We start from the raw sequence: 22,996 nt of genomic DNA on the forward strand, positions 1-22,996 counted from the left end.
AGGACGACTTTCAATGATCAAGCTTCATACCAATCACGGCGTTATCACTGTCAAGCTTTTCGAAGACAAGGCGCCCGAGACAACCGCCAACTTCAAGGAATACGTCAAGAGCGGCCATTACGACGGCACCATTTTCCATCGCGTGATCAGCAATTTCATGATTCAAGGCGGTGGTTTCGAATCCGGCATGAAGCAGAAAGCGACCCGCGCCCAGATCAAGAACGAAGCCAATAATGGCCTTTCCAACAAGACAGGCACGCTGGCCATGGCACGCACGATGGAGCCGCACTCTGCGTCCGCCCAGTTCTTTATCAACGTCAAGGACAACGATTTCCTCGACCACACCGCGCCGACCGTTCAGGGCTGGGGTTACGCGGTATTTGGTGAAGTGGTTGAAGGCATGGACGTGGTCGAAAAGATCAAAGGCGTGCCCACCACCATGAAGTCCGGCCATCAGGACGTTCCGGTGGAAGACGTAGTGATCGAGAAAGCCGAGATCGTCGAGTAACGTGCATTGATCCTATTGATCTCAGATCTGCATCTCGAAGAAAAGCGCCCGGATATCACCCGGGCGTTTCTTCGTTTCCTAGAGACACGTGCAGCCCAGGCCGAGGCGCTCTATATCCTTGGCGACTTTTTTGAGGTATGGGTCGGCGATGACGGCATGTCGCCGTTCCAGCATGAGATAGCCCGAGCATTGAATGCACTGAGTCAGGGCGGGACGCGTGTCTACCTGATGCACGGCAACCGCGACTTCATGATCGGCAAGGCGTTCTGTCGCGAGGCCGGCTGCACACTGCTGGTCGATCCGTATATTGCACAGCTTGGTGGCGAGCGGGTATTGCTGACCCATGGCGACAGTCTGTGCACACGTGACGAAGGCTATATGCGGTTACGACGCTGGCTGCGCAATCCGGTCAGCCTCTTCATCCTGCACAATCTTTCCCTCGCCAAGCGTCAGAAGCTGGCGCAGAAACTGCGCTCAAGCAGCAAGGAAGAGACTCGCATGAAGGCCAGCGACATCGTCGATGTGACGCCAGACGAAGTCATAAAGATCATGCAGCGTCACAAAGTCCGCACCTTGATCCACGGCCACACCCACCGACCAGCAACCCATTCGATGCAGATCGACGGTCAAGCCGCCATGCGCATCGTGTTGGGTGACTGGGACCGTCAGGGCTGGGCGCTGCAGGTCGACGAGGCAGGCCTTCACCAATCGCCATTCGACCTGACCTGAGCCGTCAGGCGGCGCTCGGTACGCCGCTGTGGAAGCGGAACTCGGAATCAGGACTTTCGATCAGTTCGCGCTCACGTTCACGAACGCGAACGATGGTTGCATCGATGTCCGCCGCCTCTCCATAGAGATATGCCAGCTTCAGGTAATCCTGAAAGTGCCTCGCCTCGGACTTTAGCAACCCGTGATAGAACCGCCCGAGCTCGTCGTCGAGGTGTGGCACCAGCATGGCAAAACGCTCACAAGAGCGAGCTTCGATGAATGCGCCAATCACCAGCGTATCGGTTAGTCGGTAGGGCTCGTGGTTGCGCACCAACTCGCGCAAACCTGCCGCATAACGGGACGAGCCAATATTGCGCAAACCGATTTCGCGCTTGCGGATGATCGAGAGCACCTGCTCGAAATGCCGCAGTTCTTCTCTGGCCAAACGCGACATTTTGTTCTGCAAGTCGGGCTTATCGACGTAGCGAAACATCAACTGGAAGGCCGCGCCCGCAGCCTTCTTCTCGCAGTTGCCATGATCGATCAGCATCACATCCTGGTTCTGCAGCGCAACGTCGACCCACGCCGAAGGTGTCACACAGCCAAGGAATTCATTCAGTTCAGGGAGCATGAGGTCTTGGTATTCATGAAGGAAATGAAAGCGGCAAGCCGCATGAAGTCGTTCGCCCGCCGCGCATTATACGAGCCCGACAATCAACGACCAGCGCTGCTTGATATGGATCAGTGGCTGTCGTGCAACCCTTGTCTATAGTGAAACCGTCCGATCACCCAAACGGAGCCGATCATGCAAGCCATACGCTGCATCCTCGTGGTAATTGACCCGAAACTTTCCGAAAACCTGGCGTTGAAAAGAGCGCGACTGATTTCCAGCGTCAGCCAGTCCCGGTTGCACTTGCTGATCTGCGACGCCAAACAGGACCACAGCAGCTACCTTGAGAGCTTGCGTCAAGAGCTCGAAGACCAGGGCCACGCCGTCACGGCAGGTCAGGCCTGGCATGAGAACCTTCACCAGACCATCATCAGCGTTCAGCAAGCCGAAGGCTGTGGCCTGGTGATCAAACAGCATATTGCCGACAACCCACTGAAACGCGCCCTGCTGACGCCTAATGACTGGAAGTTATTGCGCTATTGCCCGTGCCCGGTGCTGATGGTCAAAACCGAAGCGCCGTGGACGGGCGGCAACATTCTCGCCGCAGTAGATGTTGGCAATGCCGACATCGAGCATCGGACACTTCACTCCAGCATCATCAACTATGGCTACCAGATTGCCTCGCTCGCCGAGGGCACTTTGCATGTGATCAGCGCTCATCCGTCGGCGATGCTGTCCTCTGCTGATCCCGCGTTTCAGCTCAAGGAAACGATAGAAGCCCGCTACCGCAACGCTTGCCGGCAATTTCAGACCGAGTTCGACATACCTGACGGTCAGCTGCACATCGAGGAAGGGCCTGCGGATGCCCTGATCCCTCGCGTGTGCCACCAGCTTCAGGCTGCCGTCACGGTCATCGGCACCGTCGCCCGAACTGGATTCTCCGGGGCACTGATGGGCAACACGGCGGAAGTCGTACTCGACACCCTGGAAAGTGATGTCTTGGTGCTCAAGCCAGAAGACATCATCGACCACCTTGAAGAGCTTGTGGCCCGTCGCTAGGGTCATCAGCCGAGGCTGGCCAACACCTTCCTCGGCTATATCGAGCCCTAGCGCGCCATGTCCTGAAGAAATCGGGGGGCGATGTAACGCTGATAGTGGGCTTCAGAAAGGAGAAAGAACTCCCGATCGATCGCATCGCGGAGCTCGGGCAGGGACCAATCGCGAAATTCCGGCAGTAGCACGACGCCGTAAGCTTCGAGTTGCTGAATGACCCTCGCGCCGCGTGCGATCAGGTGATACGCCCAACAGTAGGCCGACTGGTCTGCAACGAAGCGAATCTGTCGGCTTTCCAGCTGACAACGCAGCAGCGTCGCATCGAAGACTTCCAGCTTGGCCGCCATCACCTGCGCAAGCAGTACCTCCAGGCGCTGCCAGACTGAGCGTTTAACTTCTTCGCTATAGCCATTCCAGCTCACCACTTCATGATGAAACCGTTTGCATCCGCGGCAGACGAGATCGCCATAAACAGTGGAGCAAAGGCCGACGCAAGGTGTTTTGATTCGCTGATTTGACATGGCGGGTGATGGATCGATGAACAGCGCCGCATCTTAGACTTTTGTCCAAGCCGGGTCACTGACCAATCCGAGCCACGCCTTCAAAAGAGGCCCTGCAGCCCACGGATCACGGGCTGCAGCCGAAACAGCCAGCGACCACCTGTTAGCCTCGCCACGGCCGCGTCGTGGCGTTTCACTTAACTTTGCGGGCCCGTTCCAGTAGAATCGGCCCGCCGTTTTAGGCGCCACAATCCGCAAGAAGCTGTTTTCAAAGCGTCACGAGCACAGTTAACCGGCTACTCCGCCGGGAGCGCAGATCCCTCTAACCTGCGCTCCCGGCTCTCAACCCGGCGTAAAACTTTGAAAACAGCTTCCGGATGCGCGTCCCGAGACACCCATGGGACCAATGATGAGGGTATAAAACTGTGCTTGAAGCCTATCGCAAACACGTAGAAGAGCGTGCCGCTCAGGGCGTCGTGCCCCAGCCGCTGAACGCCGAGCAGACCGCGGGCCTGGTCGAACTCTTGAAAAACCCGCCTGCCGGCGAAGAACAATTTCTCCTTGATCTGATCACCAACCGCGTTCCTGCGGGCGTGGACGAAGCCGCTTACGTCAAGGCCGGCTTCCTGGCAGCCATCGCCAAAGGCGAAGCTACCTCCCCGCTGATCAGCAAGCAGCACGCTGTTGAGTTGCTGGGCACCATGCAGGGCGGTTACAACATCGTCACGCTGGTCGACCTGCTCGATGACGCCGAACTGTCCGACACCACTGCAGCGCAACTCAAGCACACCCTGCTGATGTTCGATGCTTTCCACGATGTCGCTGAAAAAGCCAAAGCTGGCAATGCCAACGCCAAAGCTGTTCTCGAGTCTTGGGGTGAAGGCGAGTGGTTCAAAAACCGCGCACCCGTTGCCGAGAAGGTCACTCTGACTGTATTCAAGGTCACTGGTGAAACCAACACCGACGACCTGTCCCCGGCACCAGACGCCTGGTCGCGCCCGGACATCCCGCTGCACGCGCTGGCTATGCTGAAAATGGCTCGCGACGGCATCAACCCCGACGTTCCTGGCTCGGTTGGTCCGCTCAAGCAGATGCAAGAGCTGCAAACCAAAGGCTTCCCTGTCGCCTACGTGGGTGACGTGGTCGGCACCGGTTCTTCGCGCAAATCCGCTACCAACTCGGTACTGTGGTTCTTTGGCGACGACATCCCGAACGTGCCGAACAAGCGTGCCGGCGGTTTCTGCTTTGGTACCAAGATCGCGCCGATCTTCTACAACACCATGGAAGACGCCGGCGCACTGCCGATCGAGTTCGATTGCTCCGACTTGGCAATGGGCGACGTAATCGACGTCTACCCGTACAAAGGCGAAGTCCGCCGCCATGGTAGCGATGAGCTGGTCACCACTTTCCAGTTGAAAACTGACGTCCTGCTCGACGAAGTGCGCGCTGGCGGCCGTATTCCGCTGATCATCGGTCGCGGTCTGACCGAGAAAGCACGCGCCGAACTGGGCATGGGGCCGACTGACCTGTTCAAGAAGCCGGAAGCGCCGGCAGAAAGCAACAAGGGCTTCACGCTCGCCCAGAAGATGGTCGGTCGCGCCTGCGGTCTGCCGGAAGGCAAAGGCGTCCGTCCGGGCACCTATTGCGAACCGAAGATGACCACCGTCGGCTCCCAGGACACCACTGGCCCGATGACTCGCGACGAGCTGAAGGACTTGGCTTGCCTCGGCTTTTCTGCCGACCTGGTAATGCAGTCCTTCTGCCACACCGCGGCTTATCCGAAGCCGATCGATGTCACCACTCACCACACCCTGCCGGACTTCATCATGACCCGCGGCGGTGTTTCCCTGCGTCCCGGCGACGGCATCATCCACAGCTGGCTGAACCGCATGCTGCTGCCGGATACTGTCGGAACCGGCGGTGACTCACACACCCGTTTCCCAATGGGCATCTCCTTCCCGGCCGGTTCCGGCCTGGTCGCCTTCGCCGCAGCCACCGGTGTCATGCCGCTGGACATGCCGGAGTCGGTACTGGTTCGCTTCAAGGGCAAGATGCAGCCCGGCATAACCCTGCGCGACCTGGTTCATGCGATTCCGTATTACGCGATCCAGAAAGGTCTGCTGACCGTAGAGAAGAAAGGCAAGAAGAATATCTTTTCCGGCCGCATTCTCGAGATCGAGGGCCTCAACGAGCTGACCGTAGAACAGGCGTTCGAGCTGTCTGACGCCTCGGCAGAGCGCTCGGCTGCCGGCTGCACCATCAAGCTGCCGGAAGCGGCGATTGCCGAATACCTGCAGTCGAACATCACCCTGCTGCGCTGGATGATCAGCGAAGGCTACGGCGATGCTCGTACTCTGGAGCGTCGCGCACAGGCTATGGAAGCCTGGCTGGCCAAGCCGGAGCTGCTGGCTGCCGACGCGGATGCCGAATACGCCGAGATCATCGAGATCGACCTGTCCGAAGTCACTGAGCCTGTGCTCTGTGCACCGAATGACCCGGACGACGCTCGCCTGCTCTCGACCGTTCAGGGCGAGAAGATCGATGAAGTGTTCATCGGTTCGTGCATGACCAACATTGGTCACTTCCGCGCCGCCGGCAAGCTGCTGGACAAGGTTGAAGGCGCTCTACCGACGCGCCTGTGGCTGTCGCCTCCGACCAAGATGGACCAACATCAGCTGACCGAAGAAGGTTACTACGGCATCTACGGCCGTGCCGGTGCGCGCCTGGAAATGCCGGGCTGCTCGCTGTGCATGGGTAACCAGGCACGTGTTGAAACCGGCTCGACTGTCGTCTCCACCTCGACTCGTAACTTCCCCAACCGCCTCGGCGACGCGACCAACGTGTACCTGGCTTCTGCCGAACTGGCAGCAGTTGCTTCGATTCTAGGTCGTCTGCCGACTGTCGAGGAGTACATGGTGTATGCAGCTCAAATCGACACCATGGCGGCTGACGTTTACCGCTACCTGAGCTTCGATCAGATTGCCGAATTCCGCGAGTCTGCGGCGAAGGCAAAGATCGACGTGGTCGCCGTTTGACGGTCGAGTGACAACGCTCACATCGCAGGCTGTCTAGAACAGCCTGACGACGAAGCGGTAGATGAGTGAGCGCCCCGACTGGTTCGGGGCGTTTGCTTTTGTGCACCTCATACAACTGCCGGCGCAGCTATGCGACAATAGCGGCACTGTCTGGCATGAACCCCTACCTTTATCCCAATAGCTCGGCCATTGCGCACGAATGCTGCTGCTCAAGTACGCCCGCGCACCAACAGCTGAGGGGGCTTTGGGCGAACGAGCTACAACGTTCGCTCCAAACATGTACCAACCGATACCTAACACTCTGAAACCCGCGAGATAGAGCTTCTTGATTTCTACAGCTAACATCACCATGCAGTTTGGCGCCAAGCCGCTGTTTGAAAACGTCTCCGTCAAATTTGGCAATGGCAATCGCTACGGCCTGATCGGCGCCAACGGGTCTGGCAAGTCGACGTTCATGAAAATCCTAGGTGGCGATCTTGAGCCGTCCGCAGGCCAGGTCATGCTCGAACCCAACGTGCGCCTCGGCAAGCTGCGGCAGGATCAGTTCGCCTACGAAGACTTCAATGTCATTGATACGGTGATCATGGGCCACGAGGAGCTGTGGAAGGTCAAGGCTGAACGCGAGCGCATCTATTCCCTGCCAGAAATGAGCGAAGACGACGGCATGGCGGTAGCAGAATTGGAAACCGAGTTCGCCGAGATGGACGGCTACACCGCCGAGTCCCGCGCGGGTGAGCTGCTGCTGGGTCTGGGCATACCGCTTGATCAACATTTCGGCCCGATGAGCGAAGTCGCCCCAGGCTGGAAACTGCGGGTGCTGCTGGCGCAGGCGCTGTTTTCCGACCCAGAAGTGCTGCTGCTCGACGAGCCAACCAACCACCTGGACATCCACACCATCCGCTGGCTGGAAAACGTACTCACGGCGCGCAACAGCACCATGATCATCATTTCCCACGACCGCCACTTCCTGAACAGTGTGTGCACGCACATGGCGGACCTGGATTACTGCGAGTTGCGCCTGTTCCCCGGCAACTACGACGAGTACATGACCGCGGCGACCCAATCACGCGAGCAGCTGCTGTCGGACAACGCAAAGAAAAAGGCTCAGATCGCCGAACTGCAGACCTTCGTCAGCCGCTTCTCGGCCAACGCCTCCAAAGCCAAGCAGGCGACTTCACGGGCCAAGCAGATCGACAAGATCCAACTGGCCGAGGTCAAGCCGTCCAGCCGTGTCAGCCCCTTCATCCGCTTCGAGCAAACCAAGAAGCTGCACCGCCAGGCTGTGACCGTGGAGCATGTGGCCAAAGGCTTTGACGGCAAAACGTTGTTCAAGAATTTCAGCTTCACGGTAGAGGCCGGAGAGCGCGTAGCCATTATCGGCCCCAACGGGATTGGCAAGACCACCCTGCTGCGCACGCTGGTTGGCGAGCTGCAACCCGATGCGGGTTCGGTGAAGTGGACCGAGAGCGCCGAACTCGGCTACTACGCTCAGGATCACGCCGATGACTTCGAAGACGATGTCACGCTGTTCGACTGGATGAGTCAATGGACGCAAGGTGGCGAGCAGGTCGTGCGCGGCACCCTCGGTCGCATGCTGTTCTCCAACGACGAAATCCTGAAATCCGTCCGGGTGATATCCGGTGGCGAACAGGGCCGCATGCTCTTCGGCAAGTTGATCTTGAAAAAGCCTAACGTGCTGCTGATGGACGAACCTACGAACCACCTCGATATGGAATCGATCGAGGCGCTCAACCTTGCACTGGAGAACTATCCGGGCACTCTTATCTTCGTCAGCCATGACCGGGAATTTGTCGGGTCGCTAGCGACCCGCATTATCGAGCTGTCGGCTTCGGGCGTGACCGACTTCAGCGGAACGTACGATGACTACCTGCGCAGCCTTGGCGTGATCTAAAGGTCCGCAACGCACGAAAGCGCCCCGCTAAGCCGGGGCGTTTTTGTATCTGCTGTCGTTGGTTTTATGTACTTAGAACTGCGGAAGGAGTCGATACATGCTCTGGAGATACAGATAGTCCAGCCACGCGGCCTGATGAACGATAACGATCAGCCAGAACACCAGCTGGTAAGAGAATTTACGCGTCTTGTGGCGCAATGTCTGCTGAGCGATCAACGCACCCGGCCAGCCACCCAGCAACTCAACCAGATGCAGGCGGGCCTCGGGTGTACGCCAGCCGCTACGCAGTGCGCTGCGCTTGTCGTGCAGGTAGAGCCCAAAGGCCAACAGGCTACTCAAGAGATAGGCATAGAGCGGCCAGTAGCTACCCTGCCCCGCCATACGAAAAAGCCCGAGCGCCGGTAACAGACAGACCAGAATCAATCCCAGGAGTTTTGGTAGCGGCCACCTTATCGCCCCGTTGCGCCGAGGCCTTGCTTTGGACTTGGGCCTTGGTTGGGTGCTTCTATTCTGCGCGGTCTGGATCGCTACCCCAGGCGGCTTTCGTCGAATGGCCGGCTCGTCTAAAGACAGCCCTGCGTCCAGGCGGATATGCGTGGCGCGCAGGCGTCCGTTTTCGTCCCGTTCACTGATGTAGAGCACCCGGTCGCCCTGCACCGGACGGCGAGCGCCGCGCATGGCCGAAATATGCGCGAAGATTCCCTCGCTACCCTGTTCCGGCCGAATGAAACCGAAGCCCTTCTGATCGTTCCAGCTTTTCAGCTGACCGCGTAATTCCATGGCAAGTGATCCGGCGGGAAAACCGGGGATTCTAGCCGCTTACCTCTGGCGCTACGAGCAGCTAGCCGCTATCGGGCCTGGGTGTAGCGGCGCTCAAGAAAACCGAGAAGAAGCCTGTTGACCTGCTCGGGCTGCTCGCTCTGTATCCAATGACCACAGTCTTCGACGATGTGCTGCTCAAGGTCCGATACCCAGCTGGGCATTTTCTGCAGCGTATGGGCTTCCAGAGTGCCGACCGGGTCCTTATCGCCCAGCAGAAAAAGTGCTGGCTGCTCAACCTTGCGCTCGGCTAACGGCGCGGTGCGCTCCCAGTTGCGCTCAAAATTGCGATACCAGTTCAGTGCGCCATGAAAGCCGCGCCCCTCGAACGTAGCGAGGTAGACGGCGAACGCGTCAGAATCGCACCAGGCTGGCGGCGCGCCGGGATCTCGCATGCCTTGATAGAGCGAGCTGCCGACCGGTTTGTCCTGTAGAAAGAAATCCTTGGGAACCGCTGCGGAAGTGTTGTGCATCATCATCCGCAATGTGCGCGGGATGTCCTGATCCAATTCGGTCTCGGCAACACCAGGCTGCTGAAAGTAAAGGATGTAGTTGAACCGATCAGCGAACTGGCTGCGGATGATCTCTATAGCAGGTCTTTTCGGACGACCACCATAGGGCACGGCCATGGCGGCGATAACTCTGACTCGCTGCGGCTCGAGTAACGCCAGATGCCAGGCGACCGGTGCGCCCCAGTCGTGCCCCACCATTGCTACCGAGCGCTGACCCAGTAGGTCCATCGCCGCCTGGATGTCTGCGCACACGGTCATCAGGTCATAGCTGGAGACATCGTTTGGAGCGCTGGTCTGCCCGTAGCCGCGCATTTCAGGGACTACCACCCTATACCCGGCGTCAGCCAGCATCCGTATCTGGTGGCGCCACGAATACCAACTTTCAGGAAAGCCGTGCAGCAGCCAAACTACAGGCCCATCCAGGGGACCCGCGCTGTAGATGCTGAGTGTGATGCCGTTGACTGATAGAAGCTGATGTTCGAACGAATGCACGTAAGCGCTCCTTGGCTATCTGTTCAGGCGTGCTCAGCCAGCCGCCGTACTCCAGTCGATCAGGCTGAATTGCCAGGTTCCAAGGATGATGATGCCGAAGATGATTCGATACCAGGCAAATGCCGCATAGCTATGGTTGCCTATAAATTTCAGCAAGGCTCTGACAGCCAGCATCGCGAAAATGAAGGATGTAACGAAACCGATAGCAAACACCGGCAAATCAGCCGGCTGAAAAAGATCTCGATACTTGTAACCCGAATACGCCGCAGCACCGACCATGGTTGGCATGGCCAGGAAGAACGAGAACTCCGTGGCGGCCTTACGGGACAGCCCGAATAACAGTCCACCAATGATCGTCGCGCCCGAACGCGAGGTGCCAGGTATGAGTGCCAGGCACTGTGCGAAACCCACCTTCAGGGCCTGGCTCCAGTGCATGTCATCAACCGTTTCGGCCTGCACTTCATGCGCTCGCTTTTCAGCCCAGAGCATCACTACGCCGCCAATTACCAGCGCAGCAGCTACCGTGATCGGGTTAAACAGGAATTCATGGATGAGGTCCGCAAAAGTGACACCAAGCACCACCGCCGGAAAAAAAGCGACCAGCAGATTACCGGTAAACTTCTGGGCCTGCTTCTGTTTCGGCAGGCCGACGACCACGCCGACTATCTTGCGACGGTATTCCCATACGACCGCCAGGATGGCGCCCAGCTGAATAATGATGTTGAAAGCCAGCGCTCTTTCACCGCCGAAGCCGATCAGGTCAGCGACGATGATCTGGTGCCCGGTACTGGATATCGGTAGAAACTCCGTGATGCCTTCCACCACCCCAAGTAGCAACGCCTGAAAGGCAATCCATAGGTCCATCTATTTCCCCAATATAACGCTGCAATCTATCGCGGCTGAATATGCCACAAAGGTATATGTCAGATAGCCATCTGAGCGCTGTTCTGACTCGCTTGAGCCAAGTAAATTCATTGGTGAACGCGGCCGCCCTCATCTTTTTCCACTGACTGCCGAAACGCTATTCATGAGCCATGACCAACATCCACTGCCTTAACCGTTTTTTAGGGCAGACCGTGTCGCCGCGCTCCACTCACTATTCGAATAATAAAGAACACAAGGCATTAACAGGAGCTTACAACCTTATGAATCTGCTAAGAAACTTCCCGATCAGTAAGCGCCTTTGGCTGATTCCGCTGGTGGCGGTTGTCATGCTCTTCGTGCTTGGCCTGCTGATGATCCAGCAGGTGCGTACCGACTTGTACAAGGGCAAGCAGGTCATGACGCAAAACATCGTCGAGACCGCGCGAGGAGTACTGACCTATTACCAGCAGCTCGAAACGAACGGGAGCATGACGACTGCCGAGGCACAGAAAGCCGCAATGGATCAGGTTCGTCTGATTCGCTATGGCCAGAACGACTATTTCTGGATCAACGACATGCAGCCCACCATGATCATGCATCCGATGAAACCGGAGCTAGAAGGCCAGAATCTGTCCAAGGTTAAGGATCCGAACGGTAAAGAACTGTTCAACGAGATGGTCAAGGTTGCCCAACTCAAAGGTGCCGGCCTGGTTGACTATCAATGGGCGAAGCCCGGCGAGAAAGACCCCGTACCGAAGATCTCCTATGTCGAGCTGTTCAAGCCATGGGGCTGGATCATAGGTTCGGGCATCTACGTCGACGACGTCGAAGCGGAGTTCCAAAATTATCTCGTACGTTTCTCGATTATCGGCCTCGCAATTGCTGCGCTGATGGCGGTGCTGGTCGCCATTCTTATCCGCAGTATCACCCAGCCGTTGCGCCACTCCATGCAGGCCATGGCCAACATCGCCAGCGGCGAGGCCGACCTGACGCGCAACCTCGACGTGTCGGGTAATGACGAACTGACCACACTTAGCCGTGACTTCAACACCTTCACCGACAAGCTTCGTTCGGTGATCGGGCAACTGTTTGAGACCTCCGGCGCGCTGGAAACCTCCTCTAACGCACTCGGCGGACTGGCCGGACAGGCGCACAAGCAGAGTCAGCAACAGTCGCAACAAATGGAGCTGGTTGCCACAGCCGTCAACGAGGTCACCTACGCTGTTCAGGAAGTGGCGAAGAATGCCGAACAGGCATCCAGCGAAGTCGGAGATGCGGAGAAACAGGCGGGCCTGGGGCAACGGAATATCGAAGCCAGCTTGCAGCAGATAGACCAGCTCTCAACCACCATCAACGAAGCGGTCGGGGTCATCCAGTCGCTAGCGGATGAGACGACCAAGATCGGATCGGTTCTAGAGGTCATTGGGTCGATCGCCGATCAGACCAACCTGCTCGCACTAAACGCCGCGATCGAGGCAGCACGCGCAGGCGAACAAGGTCGGGGGTTCGCAGTGGTGGCCGATGAAGTTCGCCTGCTTGCGCAACGCACCCAGACCTCAACGGCCGAGATTCACACGATGATCGAGCGCCTGCAGAAGAACTCGGGTGCAGCCGTCACGGTGATCATGGAAAGCAGCCGAGCTTCCCAGGCCACCGTGGAGCAAGCGAGTCAGGCCGGGGAAAGCCTCGGCCAGATCGCCCAGGCGCTGCGCAACCTGTCGGGATTAAACGCATCGATAGCCAGCGCGACATTGCAACAGACGCACGTAGTCGAAGACATCAACCAGAATGTCACTCAGGCAGCTGGGTTGGCGCAACAAAGTACCCAGGCCGCCGAGCAGTCGAGCGCGGCCGGAGATCGGCTCGGTGAGCTAGCTGAGCAGTTGAATCGCTTGCTCAGGCAGTTCAAGGTATAACTACGCAGGATCAGCGCAGCGCTTTGTATACAACGGCTAGATCCTGAACTTGGATCTGGCCGTTTTGTTTTTTGACTTCGGTTGCGGCCTTTCGCCACACCCGAACAATACTAAACGCAGTGGTGAACCGGCATCTACATGTGGCCGCTGGAAGCTAGATCAACTAAAACAATAACTTAGCTTGCAATTAAGCCGAGAATGCAAGCGACACCTAATGCTAGACCTTTGGCTAATTGCAAAAAAAACTGTAAAACACGAAACAACCCTGTGACTTATCAGTCCTCTGTGTACATCAATGGATATGTAAGGCCAACGCCGACAGCTTGGCGGCAGGCTCATATCCGATTTTTGGTTATCACACAGAGAGACATGCCTGATGAACAGCCCGCTTCGCTTTAACGACGCCCTCCTGATTACTGACCGTGCGTTTAAACCGTTCCAGTGTGTGGCCTGGACGCTACTCGAAGGCAACGGCGAGCTCAGCATTACAGTTCTGGATGGCAGCGAATCGCGCACAGTAGGCCATTGCAAGCTGGCTAGCCACGTCTATTCCGACCCGATCAAGCTCGGCCAGTCACTGGAGCAGGCACGCGCCGATCTGAGTCGTCAAGGCGTACATCTGGCCCCTTGGCACATGCCCGACTAACCCCCCCCCCGTTTTCAGACAAGGCTCGGCTGCGCAAGCGCCGGGCCTTTTTGCTTTCAAGTCCCCCGACCCCGCGATGGTGCTCCGCTGAGCAGACGGACCCATTCGGCGGTTCGACGGTCCCAGCAATAAGCCAATAAATAAGGAGCAGCCCATGAAAGGTGCAGAAGCCTACGTTAACGATCAGTGGCATAGCAGCGGACTGGCCAATCTGCCGGAGGGTGAACAAGGCCATTGCATCACCCTCAAGTTCATCATTCCCCGCGATACGCAGTCCACGGGGTTGATCAACCATGTCTGCGAGGTCGCGCAGCAACGCCTGGCCGACTTCTACAAAGGCCGTAAGGTAACGCACAAACCGGTACAGGGGTCAGTGGTGGGTGACGGCAGCGGCGATGGAATCAATCTCATCTTCGACGTTGCACCCGCGAAATGAGCAATTTCCATGGAGCACGATGATGACAGTGCCAATCCTTGGACTTGATGAAGCCAGGCTCATCTGTGAAATGGCGTTCCTGCCCTGCCATGCATCAACTCAAGTCGACCACGCGGACAGCAGCTTCTCGCTAAGGGTGACCACAGCGACGGGTGACGAAGCCCTATCGATTTTACATATCGCTCGATCTCAGTATGCGGACCCGGCCCACCTGGCCGGTTTGCTGGAGGCTGCCCGACTCGAGTTGAGCAAGGATGGCGTGCAATTGGGCGCATGGTCCATGCCCGCACAGCCCGGGATTACTGACTAAGCATGACTCGATGCCCCCAAATAGGGAGTATCGGAGCCGAATGCAACCAATCTTCCCCCGATCACCTGCCGCAATGATCTCGGTGGAGGCGCCGCTACTGGCAGGCGGCACGGCATTGGCAACAACACAAGAAACAAGATTGAGCCGTTCATTCTGCGTCGATTCGCAGCCAGAACCCCTGTCGTCCGTGTCGGTCTGTTATTGAGACACACCATGCTTGTGTCAGCACCCTTCTCGTTCGAACCCAGGAGCGCCTATATGATCGGAGACTATTCCTCGATAAATGACCATCTGGAAAGTGCACGACGACTGGCAGACAGTGCCGAAACAAAGGCAGATCCGGCTATCTATCGCGAGGCAATTGACGAACTGGTCGCCGCGATACGGCTGCTGATGCGTAACAGCCAGGAAAGCGAAGACTGACTCCGGCCTCCCCCCTGCAAGTCGCCAATATCCACCAAGAACAGCCTGGCTGCACTCACTCCATAATCATTGACGCAGCCGGGCTTAGAACGCCGGGCAGTCGCTTTCAGGAGCATGCATGCTGATCAATCAGAGCATCGAGACAGCTCCGCAATTGGCGGAGGGCGTTCGCCCGCAACCGGCGGATGAAAAGTTGGATACCGACACGGCCCTCTGCCCTGAGCTACCCGCCGATCTGCACTATGTGGACGATCACGGGCCAGGTATTAGCCGGCGAAGGCTCAGAGGCAAATTCGCTTATTTCCTGCCGTCGGGCGAGCGCATTCGTGATCCGCAGGAAATCGCCCGCATCGATAAGCTGGCCATCCCGCCCGCTTATTCTGACGTCTGGATTTGCCCGGATCCTCAAGGCCATATGCAGGCGACTGGACGCGATGCTCGCGGTCGCAAGCAATATCGTTATCACCCTCGCTGGCGAGAGATCCGTAACAGCAGCAAGTACGAACGCGTCCTGTCATTCGGCTCTACTCTGCCGCGAATGCGTGAGCGCTTGCACCGGCAGTTGTCCTTGCATGAGATGCCGCGGGAAAAGGTAATGGCGCTGTTGGTGCAGTTGCTCGAATCGACCCTGATCCGTGTTGGCAACTCGCGTTACGCAAAGGAAAACCGCTCCTATGGACTGACCACACTGCGAACCCGCCATGTCGATGTACGGGGTGCTGCGATCCGTTTTCAGTTCCGAGGCAAAAGCGGTGTAGAGCATCGTGTGACACTAAAGAACCAACGTCTGGCGCGCATCATCCGTCGCTGCATGGAGTTGCCAGGTCAGCATTTGTTTCAATACCTGGACGAACAAGGCGTGCGCCGACCAGTCACCTCCGGTGACGTTAACGCATTCATACAGGAGATGACTGGGGGCGACTTTACAGCCAAGGACTATCGAACCTGGGCCGGAAGCGCCTTGGCGCTGGAATACCTGCGCAAGCGAGAGTGGCAACCGGACACAGTGGCGCGTCGCAACCTGGTCGATGCGGTTACCCAGGTTTCTCGCCAACTTGGTAACACGCCCGCCGTGTGTCGCCAGTGCTACATCCACCCTGACGTGCTTGACGCCTTCGCCGCTGGCGAACTGGCGCAACTGAGCAAGGCGAGAAAGCGCAAGTGGATGAGCAGTGAGGAAGTCACTTTGCTGAAATTTCTGAGCGCCCGCACGGCACCCTAGCGGTACAGCGTCACTTGATTGCGCCCTGCGGCTTTTGATGAATACAGTGCGTTGTCTGCGCGCTCGATCAGTTGCGCATAACCACTGGTTGGCTGGCTAAGGTCCGCAATTCCCAGACTGACGGTGAAGCGGATGCTGTGCCCGTCATAGATGACTTCATGCGCCTCAATGGTTTGCCGTAACCGTTCAGCAAAGGTCACTGCGCCCTCACTGTCGGTGTCCGGCAGCAGCACCACGAACTCCTCGCCGCCGTAGCGTCCGGCAATGTCTGCGTCGCGCATGCACTGCCGGACAAGCTCGGCAGTTTGCTGGATCACGGCATCGCCGGCCTGATGGCCGTAGCTGTCGTTGATCTTCTTGAAGTGGTCGATATCGAACATGACCAAGGCTGCATTGCGCTCATAGCGAAGATGTCGCGCATAGTCCTGACGCAGCATCTCCTCCCAATGGCCTCGATTGAACAGGCCTGTCAGACGGTCGGTGCTGGACAGGCGCTGCAGCTCCTGATTCGCCGCTTGCAACTGGCGACGGTTGGTAGCCACATCGGTAACGTCATAGATGATCAGGCAGATCTGCTCGATCCTGCCGTTGAGGGCCTTCAATGGCATCAACGTGGTGTTCTGGTACATGAAATCTTCCAGTCCGGTAATCGGCTGGTAGTTTTTGAATCGCAACAGGTAAGGCCGCTGCTCCCAAATGGTGAACGATGGCGTACCGAGCGTAGCCACGTTCTCCACCTTGCGACGAAACCAGTGCTCGTCGACTTCGGGAAACAGCTCAAAGAAGGTTTTCTTGCGCGCTTCTTCAGGCAACCGTCCAGAGCGGTTCTCCATGAACGTATTCCACACGTCGATGCGGTACTCGCGGTCAAGCACCACCACACCCACATCGATACTCTGGACGATGGCCAGTAACCAGTGAAGTTCGCTTAGATCGTTCGGCTCGGACATGTTCAGCTCATCAACGGGACGAGTTTGCGTGACAGCAGCTCAACCGAGTCTTCGGTGAACAGCAAGAGCAGGTCGAAATGGATGTCATGACCTTCCAGGCTGTAGCTGATTTCAACCGCCAGCGTGTTTTTCCAGCGTTTGCGGTTGAGACGTATCAGTTCGTCGATTGAAGCATGCTGGCCCAACACCTGCGGGTGCCCCTGAGAAAAAACCACATCGATCTGGTCTGCTATACCGCTCAGACATGCGCTGATCAGTAGACTGGAAAGGTCGAGCAGCATCTCCAGTTCGAGGTAATCATCGGCACGCATCAGACGCGCCATGTCAGCAATCTCGGAATCGTGGAAAATCAGCAGGGCCTCGCCAGCGATGCCGCCGCCGATATAGCCCTGGCAAACCGCCGACAGCTTGTCGCCTTGAGCGGCATCAGCCAGCGCCATGTGCAACTCGCCAACTTCGAGGATGTTCACATTGGGGATGGGCAGCTGCACGAACACCCCTAGCACCTTGGCGAGCAATGCCGCCGCTCGCCCCATCGCTACGTTAACCACCTCACGAAAGGCATCGCGGAACGCAACCGGACCGGCGTTTCGCTCTCCGAGCGCCGGCAGTTCGCTACCGACAACCCCAAGCCCCGCCAGGGTCTGCTGCAAATGTACGGGATCGGCAGGCTTGCGAATGAACGCCAGCGCTCCCAGTTCGAGCACCCGGCGCACGGCCTCTTCTTGGACGTCTGCCGAGATCACGATGACTTTGCAATCCAGCTGCTCGTGGCGAAGGGCAGCCAAAAGCCCATAGCCGTCCATGTCTGGCATGGTCAGATCGAGCAGCAAGACATCAATGTCCCCCTCACGAATTTTTTCAAGCGCCTCGCGACCGCTGGCAGCCTGAGAAATATCCAGCGGCCACTCGGCCGGCAGTGCGCGCAGCAATTGCTTGCGCGCCATGCTGGAATCATCGCAAATCAAAAGGGAAACGGCAGACATGCAGCGCTCGCTCACTTGGCCAGGCCTCTGGATCCAGAACAGCTTATCTCAGCTAGCGGGCGCTGTGGGGGCAATGCGAAAAGATAGTGGCACTCAGCTATCAAGCTGGCCGAAACAGCCACCCTTTAGGCCGTTACCACTCAATAATAGGCATTGTCGCGGTTGGTGTGGTCGGTCACATCACGCACGCCCTTCAGTTCCGGGATCCTTTCCAGCAAGGTTTTTTCAATACCTTCCTTGAGGGTTACATCAGCCTGACCACAACCCTGGCACCCACCTCCGAACTGCAGCACTGCCACGCCTTCATCCACGACATCGATCAAAGTCACCTGCCCGCCATGGCTGGCAAGTCCGGGATTGATTTCGGTCTGCAGGTAATAATTGATGCGATCATTGAGCGGGCTGTCGTCATTGACCGTCGGTAGCTTGGCGTTGGGTGCCTTGATAGTCAGCTGTCCGCCCATGCGGTCAGTGGCATAGTCAACCAGCGCGTCTTCCAGGAAGGGTTCGCTGGTATTGTCGATCCAAGCGGTGAAGCTCTTAAGAGAGACCGCGATGTCGTCCGGCTTTTCCTCTCCCGGTTTGCAATAGGCGATGCAGGTTTCAGCGTAAGGCGTGCCTGGCTGAGTGATAAAGACCCGGATACCGATCCCGGTAGTGTTCTGTTTCTCAAGCAGGTCGGCCAAATAATCGTGTGCAGCTTCGGTAATGGTAATGGCGCTCATGGGAACTCCTCTCATACATGGCCAGCAGTGTACGCCAACCACCGCCCCGGATAAAGTCCTAGTATTTTAGTAGGACTTACCTTCCTCCGCCCGCGTCTGCCACTGATGAGTAGCCGATTTACATGAGCGCTGCTCATGTAAATCAGCCAATGATCAAAAAGCGTGCAGCTTTGCTATTATTCGCGGCCCTCGCAACCAGCTTCAGGTAGTTCTCATGCTCGACCGCAATGCCCGTCTCCAGGCACTCCAGCAGGCCCTCAAGGAGCGCATCCTGATTCTTGACGGCGGCATGGGCACGATGATCCAGAGTTACAAACTGGAAGAGTCCGACTACCGCGGCGAGCGCTTCGCCGACTGGCCGCAGGATCTCAAAGGCAACAACGACCTGTTAATCCTCACCCGGCCAGACGCCATCAGCGCGATTGAAAAGGCTTACTTTGACGCAGGCGCTGACATCGTCGAGACCAACACCTTCAATGCCACGCGTGTATCCCAGGCGGATTACGGCATGGAAGAGCTGGTCTACGAGCTGAACGTTGAAGGCGCCCGCCTAGCCCGCCAGGCCGCAGACGCCAAAACGGCTGAAACGCCCGATCGCCCGCGCTTCGTTGCCGGCGTGCTCGGCCCCACCAGCCGTACCTGCTCTCTGTCCCCGGATGTGAACAATCCCGGCTATCGCAACGTGACCTTCGACGAGCTGGTCGAAAACTACACCGAAGCCACGCGCGGCCTGATCGAAGGCGGGTCCGACCTGATCCTGATCGAGACTATCTTCGACACGCTCAATGCCAAAGCGGCGATCTTCGCCGTGCAACAGGTGTTCGAGGACATCGGCTTCGAGCTGCCGATCATGATCTCCGGGACCATCACTGACGCTTCGGGCCGCACCCTTTCCGGGCAGACCACCGAAGCTTTCTGGAACTCGGTGCGCCATGCCAAGCCTATCTCGGTCGGCCTCAACTGCGCCCTGGGTGCAAAAGAGCTGCGCCCCTATCTGGAAGAGTTGTCGAACAAGGCCGAAACCCATGTCTCGGCGCACCCCAACGCAGGCCTGCCGAACGCCTTTGGTGAATACGATGAAAGCCCGGCAGAAATGGCCCGGGTGGTCGAGGAATTCGCCTCCAGCGGCTTTCTTAACATTGTCGGTGGCTGCTGCGGGACGACGCCTGCGCATATCGAGGCGATTGCCAAAGCCGTTGCGAAATACGCGCCGCGCGCTATTCCCGACATTCCAAAGGCCTGCCGCCTGTCCGGTCTCGAGCCCTTTACAATTGATCGCAGCTCGCTGTTCGTCAACGTCGGCGAACGCACTAACATCACCGGCTCGGCCAAGTTTGCCCGGCTGATCCGTGAAGAGAATTACACCGAGGCGCTGGAAGTTGCCCTGCAGCAGGTCGAGGCCGGCGCACAGGTGATCGACATCAACATGGACGAGGGCATGCTGGATTCGAAGGCAGCCATGGTCACCTTCCTTAATCTGATCGCCGGCGAGCCAGACATCTCACGCGTGCCGATCATGATCGACTCGTCCAAGTGGGAAGTGATCGAAGCGGGCCTCAAGTGCATTCAAGGCAAAGGCATCGTCAACTCGATCTCCATGAAAGAAGGCGTTGATGCCTTCAAACATCATGCGCGGCTGTGCAAACGCTACGGCGCAGCCGTGGTGGTCATGGCCTTCGACGAAGCCGGTCAGGCCGATACCGCCGCGCGCAAGCGCGAAATCTGCCAGCGCTCCTACGACATTCTGGTGAAAGAAGTGGGCTTCCCGCCGGAAGACATCATCTTCGACCCGAACATTTTTGCCGTCGCCACCGGCATCGAAGAACACAACAACTATGCCGTGGACTTCATCGAAGCCTGCGCCTACATCCGCGACAACCTTCCCTACGCCCTGACCTCCGGCGGCGTATCGAACGTTTCGTTCTCGTTCCGCGGCAATAATCCGGTGCGCGAAGCGATCCACTCGGTGTTCCTCTACTACGCCATCCAGAACGGCCTGACGATGGGTATCGTCAACGCCGGACAGTTGGAAATTTACGACGAAATCCCAAAGAAGCTGCGCGATGCGGTCGAGGACGTGGTACTCAACCGCACGCCCAACGGCACCGAAGCGCTGCTGGCCATCGCCGACGAGTTCAAGGGCGACGGCAGCGTCAAGGAAGCGGAAACTGAAGAATGGCGCGGCTATACCGTCGAGAAGCGCCTTGAGCATGCGCTGGTCAAGGGCATCACCACCCACATCGTTCAAGACACCGAAGAGTTCCGCCAACAGTGCGCGCGGCCCATTGAGGTCATCGAAGGCCCCCTGATGTCGGGCATGAACGTGGTGGGCGATCTGTTCGGCTCGGGCAAGATGTTCCTGCCGCAGGTAGTCAAGTCCGCGCGCGTGATGAAGCAGGCCGTTGCTCACCTGATCCCCTTCATCGAAGCGGAAAAAGGCGACAAGCCGGAAGCCAAGGGCAAGATTCTGATGGCGACCGTCAAGGGCGACGTTCATGACATCGGCAAGAACATCGTCGGCGTGGTGCTCGGTTGTAACGGCTATGACGTGGTTGATATGGGCGTGATGGTCCCGGCTGAGAAGATCCTGCAGACTGCAATTTCCGAGAAGTGCGACATCATCGGCCTGTCCGGTCTGATCACACCGTCGCTCGACGAGATGGTCCACGTCGCCCGTGAAATGCAGCGCCAGGACTTTCACTTGCCACTGATGATCGGCGGAGCGACCACGTCTAAAGCGCATACGGCGGTGAAGATCGACCCGCATTACAAGAATGATGCAGTGGTCTATGTCACCGACGCCTCGCGCGCCGTAGGGGTGGCGACCACCTTGCTCTCGAAGGAGCTGAAGCCGGTCTTCGTTGAGAAGACTCGCGAAGAATACGCGATGATCCGCGAGCGAACCGCTAATCGCAGCGCGCGCACCGAGCGCCTGACTTACCCCGAAGCGATTGCAGTTAAGCCCAAGTTCGATTGGGCCGATTACTCGCCAGTCAAACCAACCTTCACCGGCCGCAAGGTGCTGGAAGATATCGACCTGCGTACGCTGGTCGATTACATCGACTGGACACCCTTCTTCATTTCATGGGATCTCGCCGGTAAATATCCACGCATTCTTCAAGACGAAATCGTCGGCGAAGCCGCCACGTCGCTGTTCAACGATGCCCAAGCGATGCTCACCAAGCTGGTCGATGAAAAGCTGATCAAGGCGCGGGCCGTGTTCGGCTTCTGGCCGGCCAATCAGGTAGACGAAGACGATATCCAAGTCTATGGCGACGACGGCGAAGCCCTCGCCACACTTCACCACCTGCGCCAGCAAACAGTGAAGACAGACGGCAAGCCGAACTTTTCGCTGGCTGACTTCGTCGCACCGAAAAGCAGCGGTGTGACCGACTACGTAGGTGGCTTCATTACCACTGCCGGCATTGGCGCTGAAGAAGTAGCCAAGGCCTATCAGGACGCCGGCGATGACTACAACTCGATCATGGTCAAGGCTCTGGCCGATCGCCTCGCCGAGGCCTGTGCCGAGTGGTTGCACCAGCAGGTCCGTAAGCAATGGTGGGGCTACGACCCAGAAGAACAGCTGAGCAACGAAGAGCTCATCAAGGAGCAGTACAAAGGCATCCGCCCAGCTCCGGGCTATCCAGCCTGCCCGGACCACACGGAAAAAGGCACGCTGTTCCAGCTACTCGATGCCGACGGCATCAGCCAGGTGACTCTGACCGAGCACTACGCGATGTTCCCGACAGCTGCAGTCAGTGGTTGGTATTTCGCCCATCCTCAGGCGCAGTACTTCGCAGTAGGCAAGATCAACAAGGACCAGGCCGAGCGCTACAGCGCTCGCAAGGGCCAAGAGATCACTGTCACAGAGCGTTGGCTGATGCCGAACCTGGGTTACGACAACTGAGCATATTGGCCGCGCAGCCGCTGCTGCGCGGCCCTCTTCGCTCCAATACAATCACTAAGTGAAGCCTGCCATGCCTACCGAAACCCGCTACCTGCTCGATGAACTCGAGACCGCCGACATGCTCGAAGTCGACGGACTGCACGCCTGGCAGTTCACCCTTAACGATGACCTGCTCGACCGCGCCGAAGCCGCTGCGATAGCCGGTGAACCTTTCGCCAGCGATGAGATTGTTGTCCGCATCGAATCGGTCGATGGCCGTGAGCGGCGGCAGTGGTCGTTCAGCTACAACGCCGTTATGGAAGCGCTGTACAGCGAGGATGAGCAGTGCTGGACGGTCGGCGAGGCGCCGCACGCTCGCGTGCGATGCCTGGGCGCAATCATTACGAGCGCAGACGACGAATAAGCGACTGCCGCTCAGTCGCGCTAGTGCACCGCTGGCCTAACGGCTCAAGATCATGGGCA

At 57.9% G+C, this 22,996-nt stretch carries 21 protein-coding genes; 13 read left to right on the top strand and 8 right to left on the bottom strand.

Annotation, left to right across the window (positions count from 1 at the left end; genetic code table 11):
- Positions 1 to 13 precede the first annotated feature (13 nt).
- On the top strand, positions 14 to 508 hold the full coding sequence (locus AAGW23_RS17935) for a peptidylprolyl isomerase (RefSeq protein ID WP_019339172.1): 495 nt from the start codon (positions 14 to 16) through the stop codon (positions 506 to 508).
- 6 nt (positions 509 to 514) lie between these two features.
- On the top strand, positions 515 to 1,237 hold the full coding sequence (lpxH, locus tag AAGW23_RS17940; RefSeq protein WP_342407686.1) for a UDP-2,3-diacylglucosamine diphosphatase: 723 nt from the start codon (positions 515 to 517) through the stop codon (positions 1,235 to 1,237).
- 4 nt (positions 1,238 to 1,241) lie between these two features.
- On the opposite strand, the gene AAGW23_RS17945 is transcribed toward lpxH, so the two are convergent.
- The gene (locus AAGW23_RS17945; RefSeq protein ID WP_342407687.1) at positions 1,242 to 1,847 is read right to left on the bottom strand and encodes a tRNA-(ms[2]io[6]A)-hydroxylase; all 606 of its coding nucleotides are present in this window, start codon (positions 1,845 to 1,847) and stop codon (positions 1,242 to 1,244) included.
- Between the two features lie 174 nt (positions 1,848 to 2,021).
- Here AAGW23_RS17945 and AAGW23_RS17950 point away from each other — a divergent pair, with 174 nt between their 5' ends.
- Positions 2,022 to 2,885 carry a universal stress protein gene (locus tag AAGW23_RS17950; RefSeq protein ID WP_342407688.1) on the top strand — a complete coding sequence of 288 codons (864 nt, stop codon included), beginning with the start codon at positions 2,022 to 2,024 and terminating at the stop codon, positions 2,883 to 2,885.
- Positions 2,886 to 2,932: 47 nt separating this feature from the next.
- Here the strand turns inward: AAGW23_RS17950 and AAGW23_RS17955 are convergent, their stop codons facing one another.
- On the bottom strand, positions 2,933 to 3,400 hold the full coding sequence (locus AAGW23_RS17955; protein ID WP_342407689.1) for a DUF1289 domain-containing protein: 468 nt from the start codon (positions 3,398 to 3,400) through the stop codon (positions 2,933 to 2,935).
- A 404-nt stretch (positions 3,401 to 3,804) separates the two neighbouring features.
- Between AAGW23_RS17955 and acnB the strand changes: the two genes are divergently transcribed.
- Positions 3,805 to 6,414 carry a bifunctional aconitate hydratase 2/2-methylisocitrate dehydratase gene (acnB, locus tag AAGW23_RS17960; RefSeq protein WP_342407690.1) on the top strand — a complete coding sequence of 870 codons (2,610 nt, stop codon included), beginning with the start codon at positions 3,805 to 3,807 and terminating at the stop codon, positions 6,412 to 6,414.
- A 325-nt stretch (positions 6,415 to 6,739) separates the two neighbouring features.
- Positions 6,740 to 8,326 (top strand): ABC-F family ATPase, encoded by a 1,587-nt coding sequence (locus AAGW23_RS17965; protein WP_342407691.1) that lies wholly within the window; start codon positions 6,740 to 6,742, stop codon positions 8,324 to 8,326.
- A gap of 72 nt (positions 8,327 to 8,398) precedes the next feature.
- Here the strand turns inward: AAGW23_RS17965 and AAGW23_RS17970 are convergent, their stop codons facing one another.
- The 3 genes from AAGW23_RS17970 to AAGW23_RS17980 form a co-directional block, all read right to left on the bottom strand.
- Positions 8,399 to 9,106, bottom strand: a complete 708-nt coding sequence (locus AAGW23_RS17970; RefSeq protein WP_342407692.1) for a DUF1294 domain-containing protein — start codon at positions 9,104 to 9,106, stop codon at positions 8,399 to 8,401.
- Between the two features lie 68 nt (positions 9,107 to 9,174).
- Complete coding sequence (locus tag AAGW23_RS17975) at positions 9,175 to 10,149, bottom strand: alpha/beta hydrolase (protein ID WP_342407693.1); 975 nt, start codon at positions 10,147 to 10,149, stop codon at positions 9,175 to 9,177.
- A 33-nt stretch (positions 10,150 to 10,182) separates the two neighbouring features.
- On the bottom strand, positions 10,183 to 11,013 hold the full coding sequence (locus tag AAGW23_RS17980) for an undecaprenyl-diphosphate phosphatase (protein ID WP_342407694.1): 831 nt from the start codon (positions 11,011 to 11,013) through the stop codon (positions 10,183 to 10,185).
- 281 nt (positions 11,014 to 11,294) lie between these two features.
- On the opposite strand from AAGW23_RS17980, the gene AAGW23_RS17985 reads away from it, so the two are divergent.
- The 6 genes from AAGW23_RS17985 to AAGW23_RS18010 all read left to right on the top strand — a co-directional run bounded on the left by AAGW23_RS17985 (position 11,295) and on the right by AAGW23_RS18010 (position 15,966).
- Positions 11,295 to 12,929: a methyl-accepting chemotaxis protein gene (locus tag AAGW23_RS17985; RefSeq protein ID WP_342407695.1), complete on the top strand. Its 1,635-nt coding sequence runs from the start codon at positions 11,295 to 11,297 to the stop codon at positions 12,927 to 12,929.
- Between the two features lie 376 nt (positions 12,930 to 13,305).
- On the top strand, positions 13,306 to 13,575 hold the full coding sequence (locus tag AAGW23_RS17990; RefSeq protein WP_342407696.1) for a hypothetical protein: 270 nt from the start codon (positions 13,306 to 13,308) through the stop codon (positions 13,573 to 13,575).
- Positions 13,576 to 13,729: 154 nt separating this feature from the next.
- On the top strand, positions 13,730 to 14,011 hold the full coding sequence (locus AAGW23_RS17995) for a hypothetical protein (RefSeq protein WP_342407697.1): 282 nt from the start codon (positions 13,730 to 13,732) through the stop codon (positions 14,009 to 14,011).
- 22 nt (positions 14,012 to 14,033) lie between these two features.
- Positions 14,034 to 14,321 (top strand): hypothetical protein, encoded by a 288-nt coding sequence (locus tag AAGW23_RS18000; protein WP_342407698.1) that lies wholly within the window; start codon positions 14,034 to 14,036, stop codon positions 14,319 to 14,321.
- A gap of 258 nt (positions 14,322 to 14,579) precedes the next feature.
- Positions 14,580 to 14,744: a hypothetical protein gene (locus tag AAGW23_RS18005; protein ID WP_164863208.1), complete on the top strand. Its 165-nt coding sequence runs from the start codon at positions 14,580 to 14,582 to the stop codon at positions 14,742 to 14,744.
- Between the two features lie 118 nt (positions 14,745 to 14,862).
- A complete protein-coding gene (locus AAGW23_RS18010) occupies positions 14,863 to 15,966 on the top strand; it encodes a DNA topoisomerase IB (RefSeq protein WP_342407699.1) in 1,104 nt (367 codons plus the stop codon).
- On the opposite strand, the gene AAGW23_RS18015 is transcribed toward AAGW23_RS18010, so the two are convergent.
- The 3 genes from AAGW23_RS18015 to nfuA form a co-directional block, all read right to left on the bottom strand.
- The gene (locus AAGW23_RS18015; protein ID WP_342407700.1) at positions 15,963 to 16,916 is read right to left on the bottom strand and encodes a diguanylate cyclase; all 954 of its coding nucleotides are present in this window, start codon (positions 16,914 to 16,916) and stop codon (positions 15,963 to 15,965) included. The two genes, AAGW23_RS18010 and AAGW23_RS18015, sit on opposite strands and share 4 nt — an antisense overlap.
- 2 nt (positions 16,917 to 16,918) lie before the next feature.
- Positions 16,919 to 17,902: a response regulator gene (locus tag AAGW23_RS18020; protein WP_342407701.1), complete on the bottom strand. Its 984-nt coding sequence runs from the start codon at positions 17,900 to 17,902 to the stop codon at positions 16,919 to 16,921.
- Between the two features lie 140 nt (positions 17,903 to 18,042).
- Positions 18,043 to 18,627 carry a Fe-S biogenesis protein NfuA gene (gene nfuA / locus AAGW23_RS18025; protein ID WP_342407702.1) on the bottom strand — a complete coding sequence of 195 codons (585 nt, stop codon included), beginning with the start codon at positions 18,625 to 18,627 and terminating at the stop codon, positions 18,043 to 18,045.
- Positions 18,628 to 18,841: 214 nt separating this feature from the next.
- Between nfuA and metH the strand changes: the two genes are divergently transcribed.
- Together metH and AAGW23_RS18035 are read left to right on the top strand one after the other, a co-directional pair.
- Positions 18,842 to 22,534 (top strand): methionine synthase, encoded by a 3,693-nt coding sequence (metH, locus tag AAGW23_RS18030; protein ID WP_342407703.1) that lies wholly within the window; start codon positions 18,842 to 18,844, stop codon positions 22,532 to 22,534.
- A gap of 70 nt (positions 22,535 to 22,604) precedes the next feature.
- Complete coding sequence (locus AAGW23_RS18035) at positions 22,605 to 22,937, top strand: DUF5629 family protein (RefSeq protein WP_342407704.1); 333 nt, start codon at positions 22,605 to 22,607, stop codon at positions 22,935 to 22,937.
- Positions 22,938 to 22,996: the final 59 nt, after the last annotated feature.

It is taken from the genome of Stutzerimonas chloritidismutans (genome assembly GCF_038562055.1).
Classification (GTDB): Bacteria; Pseudomonadota; Gammaproteobacteria; order Pseudomonadales; family Pseudomonadaceae; genus Stutzerimonas; species Stutzerimonas chloritidismutans_A.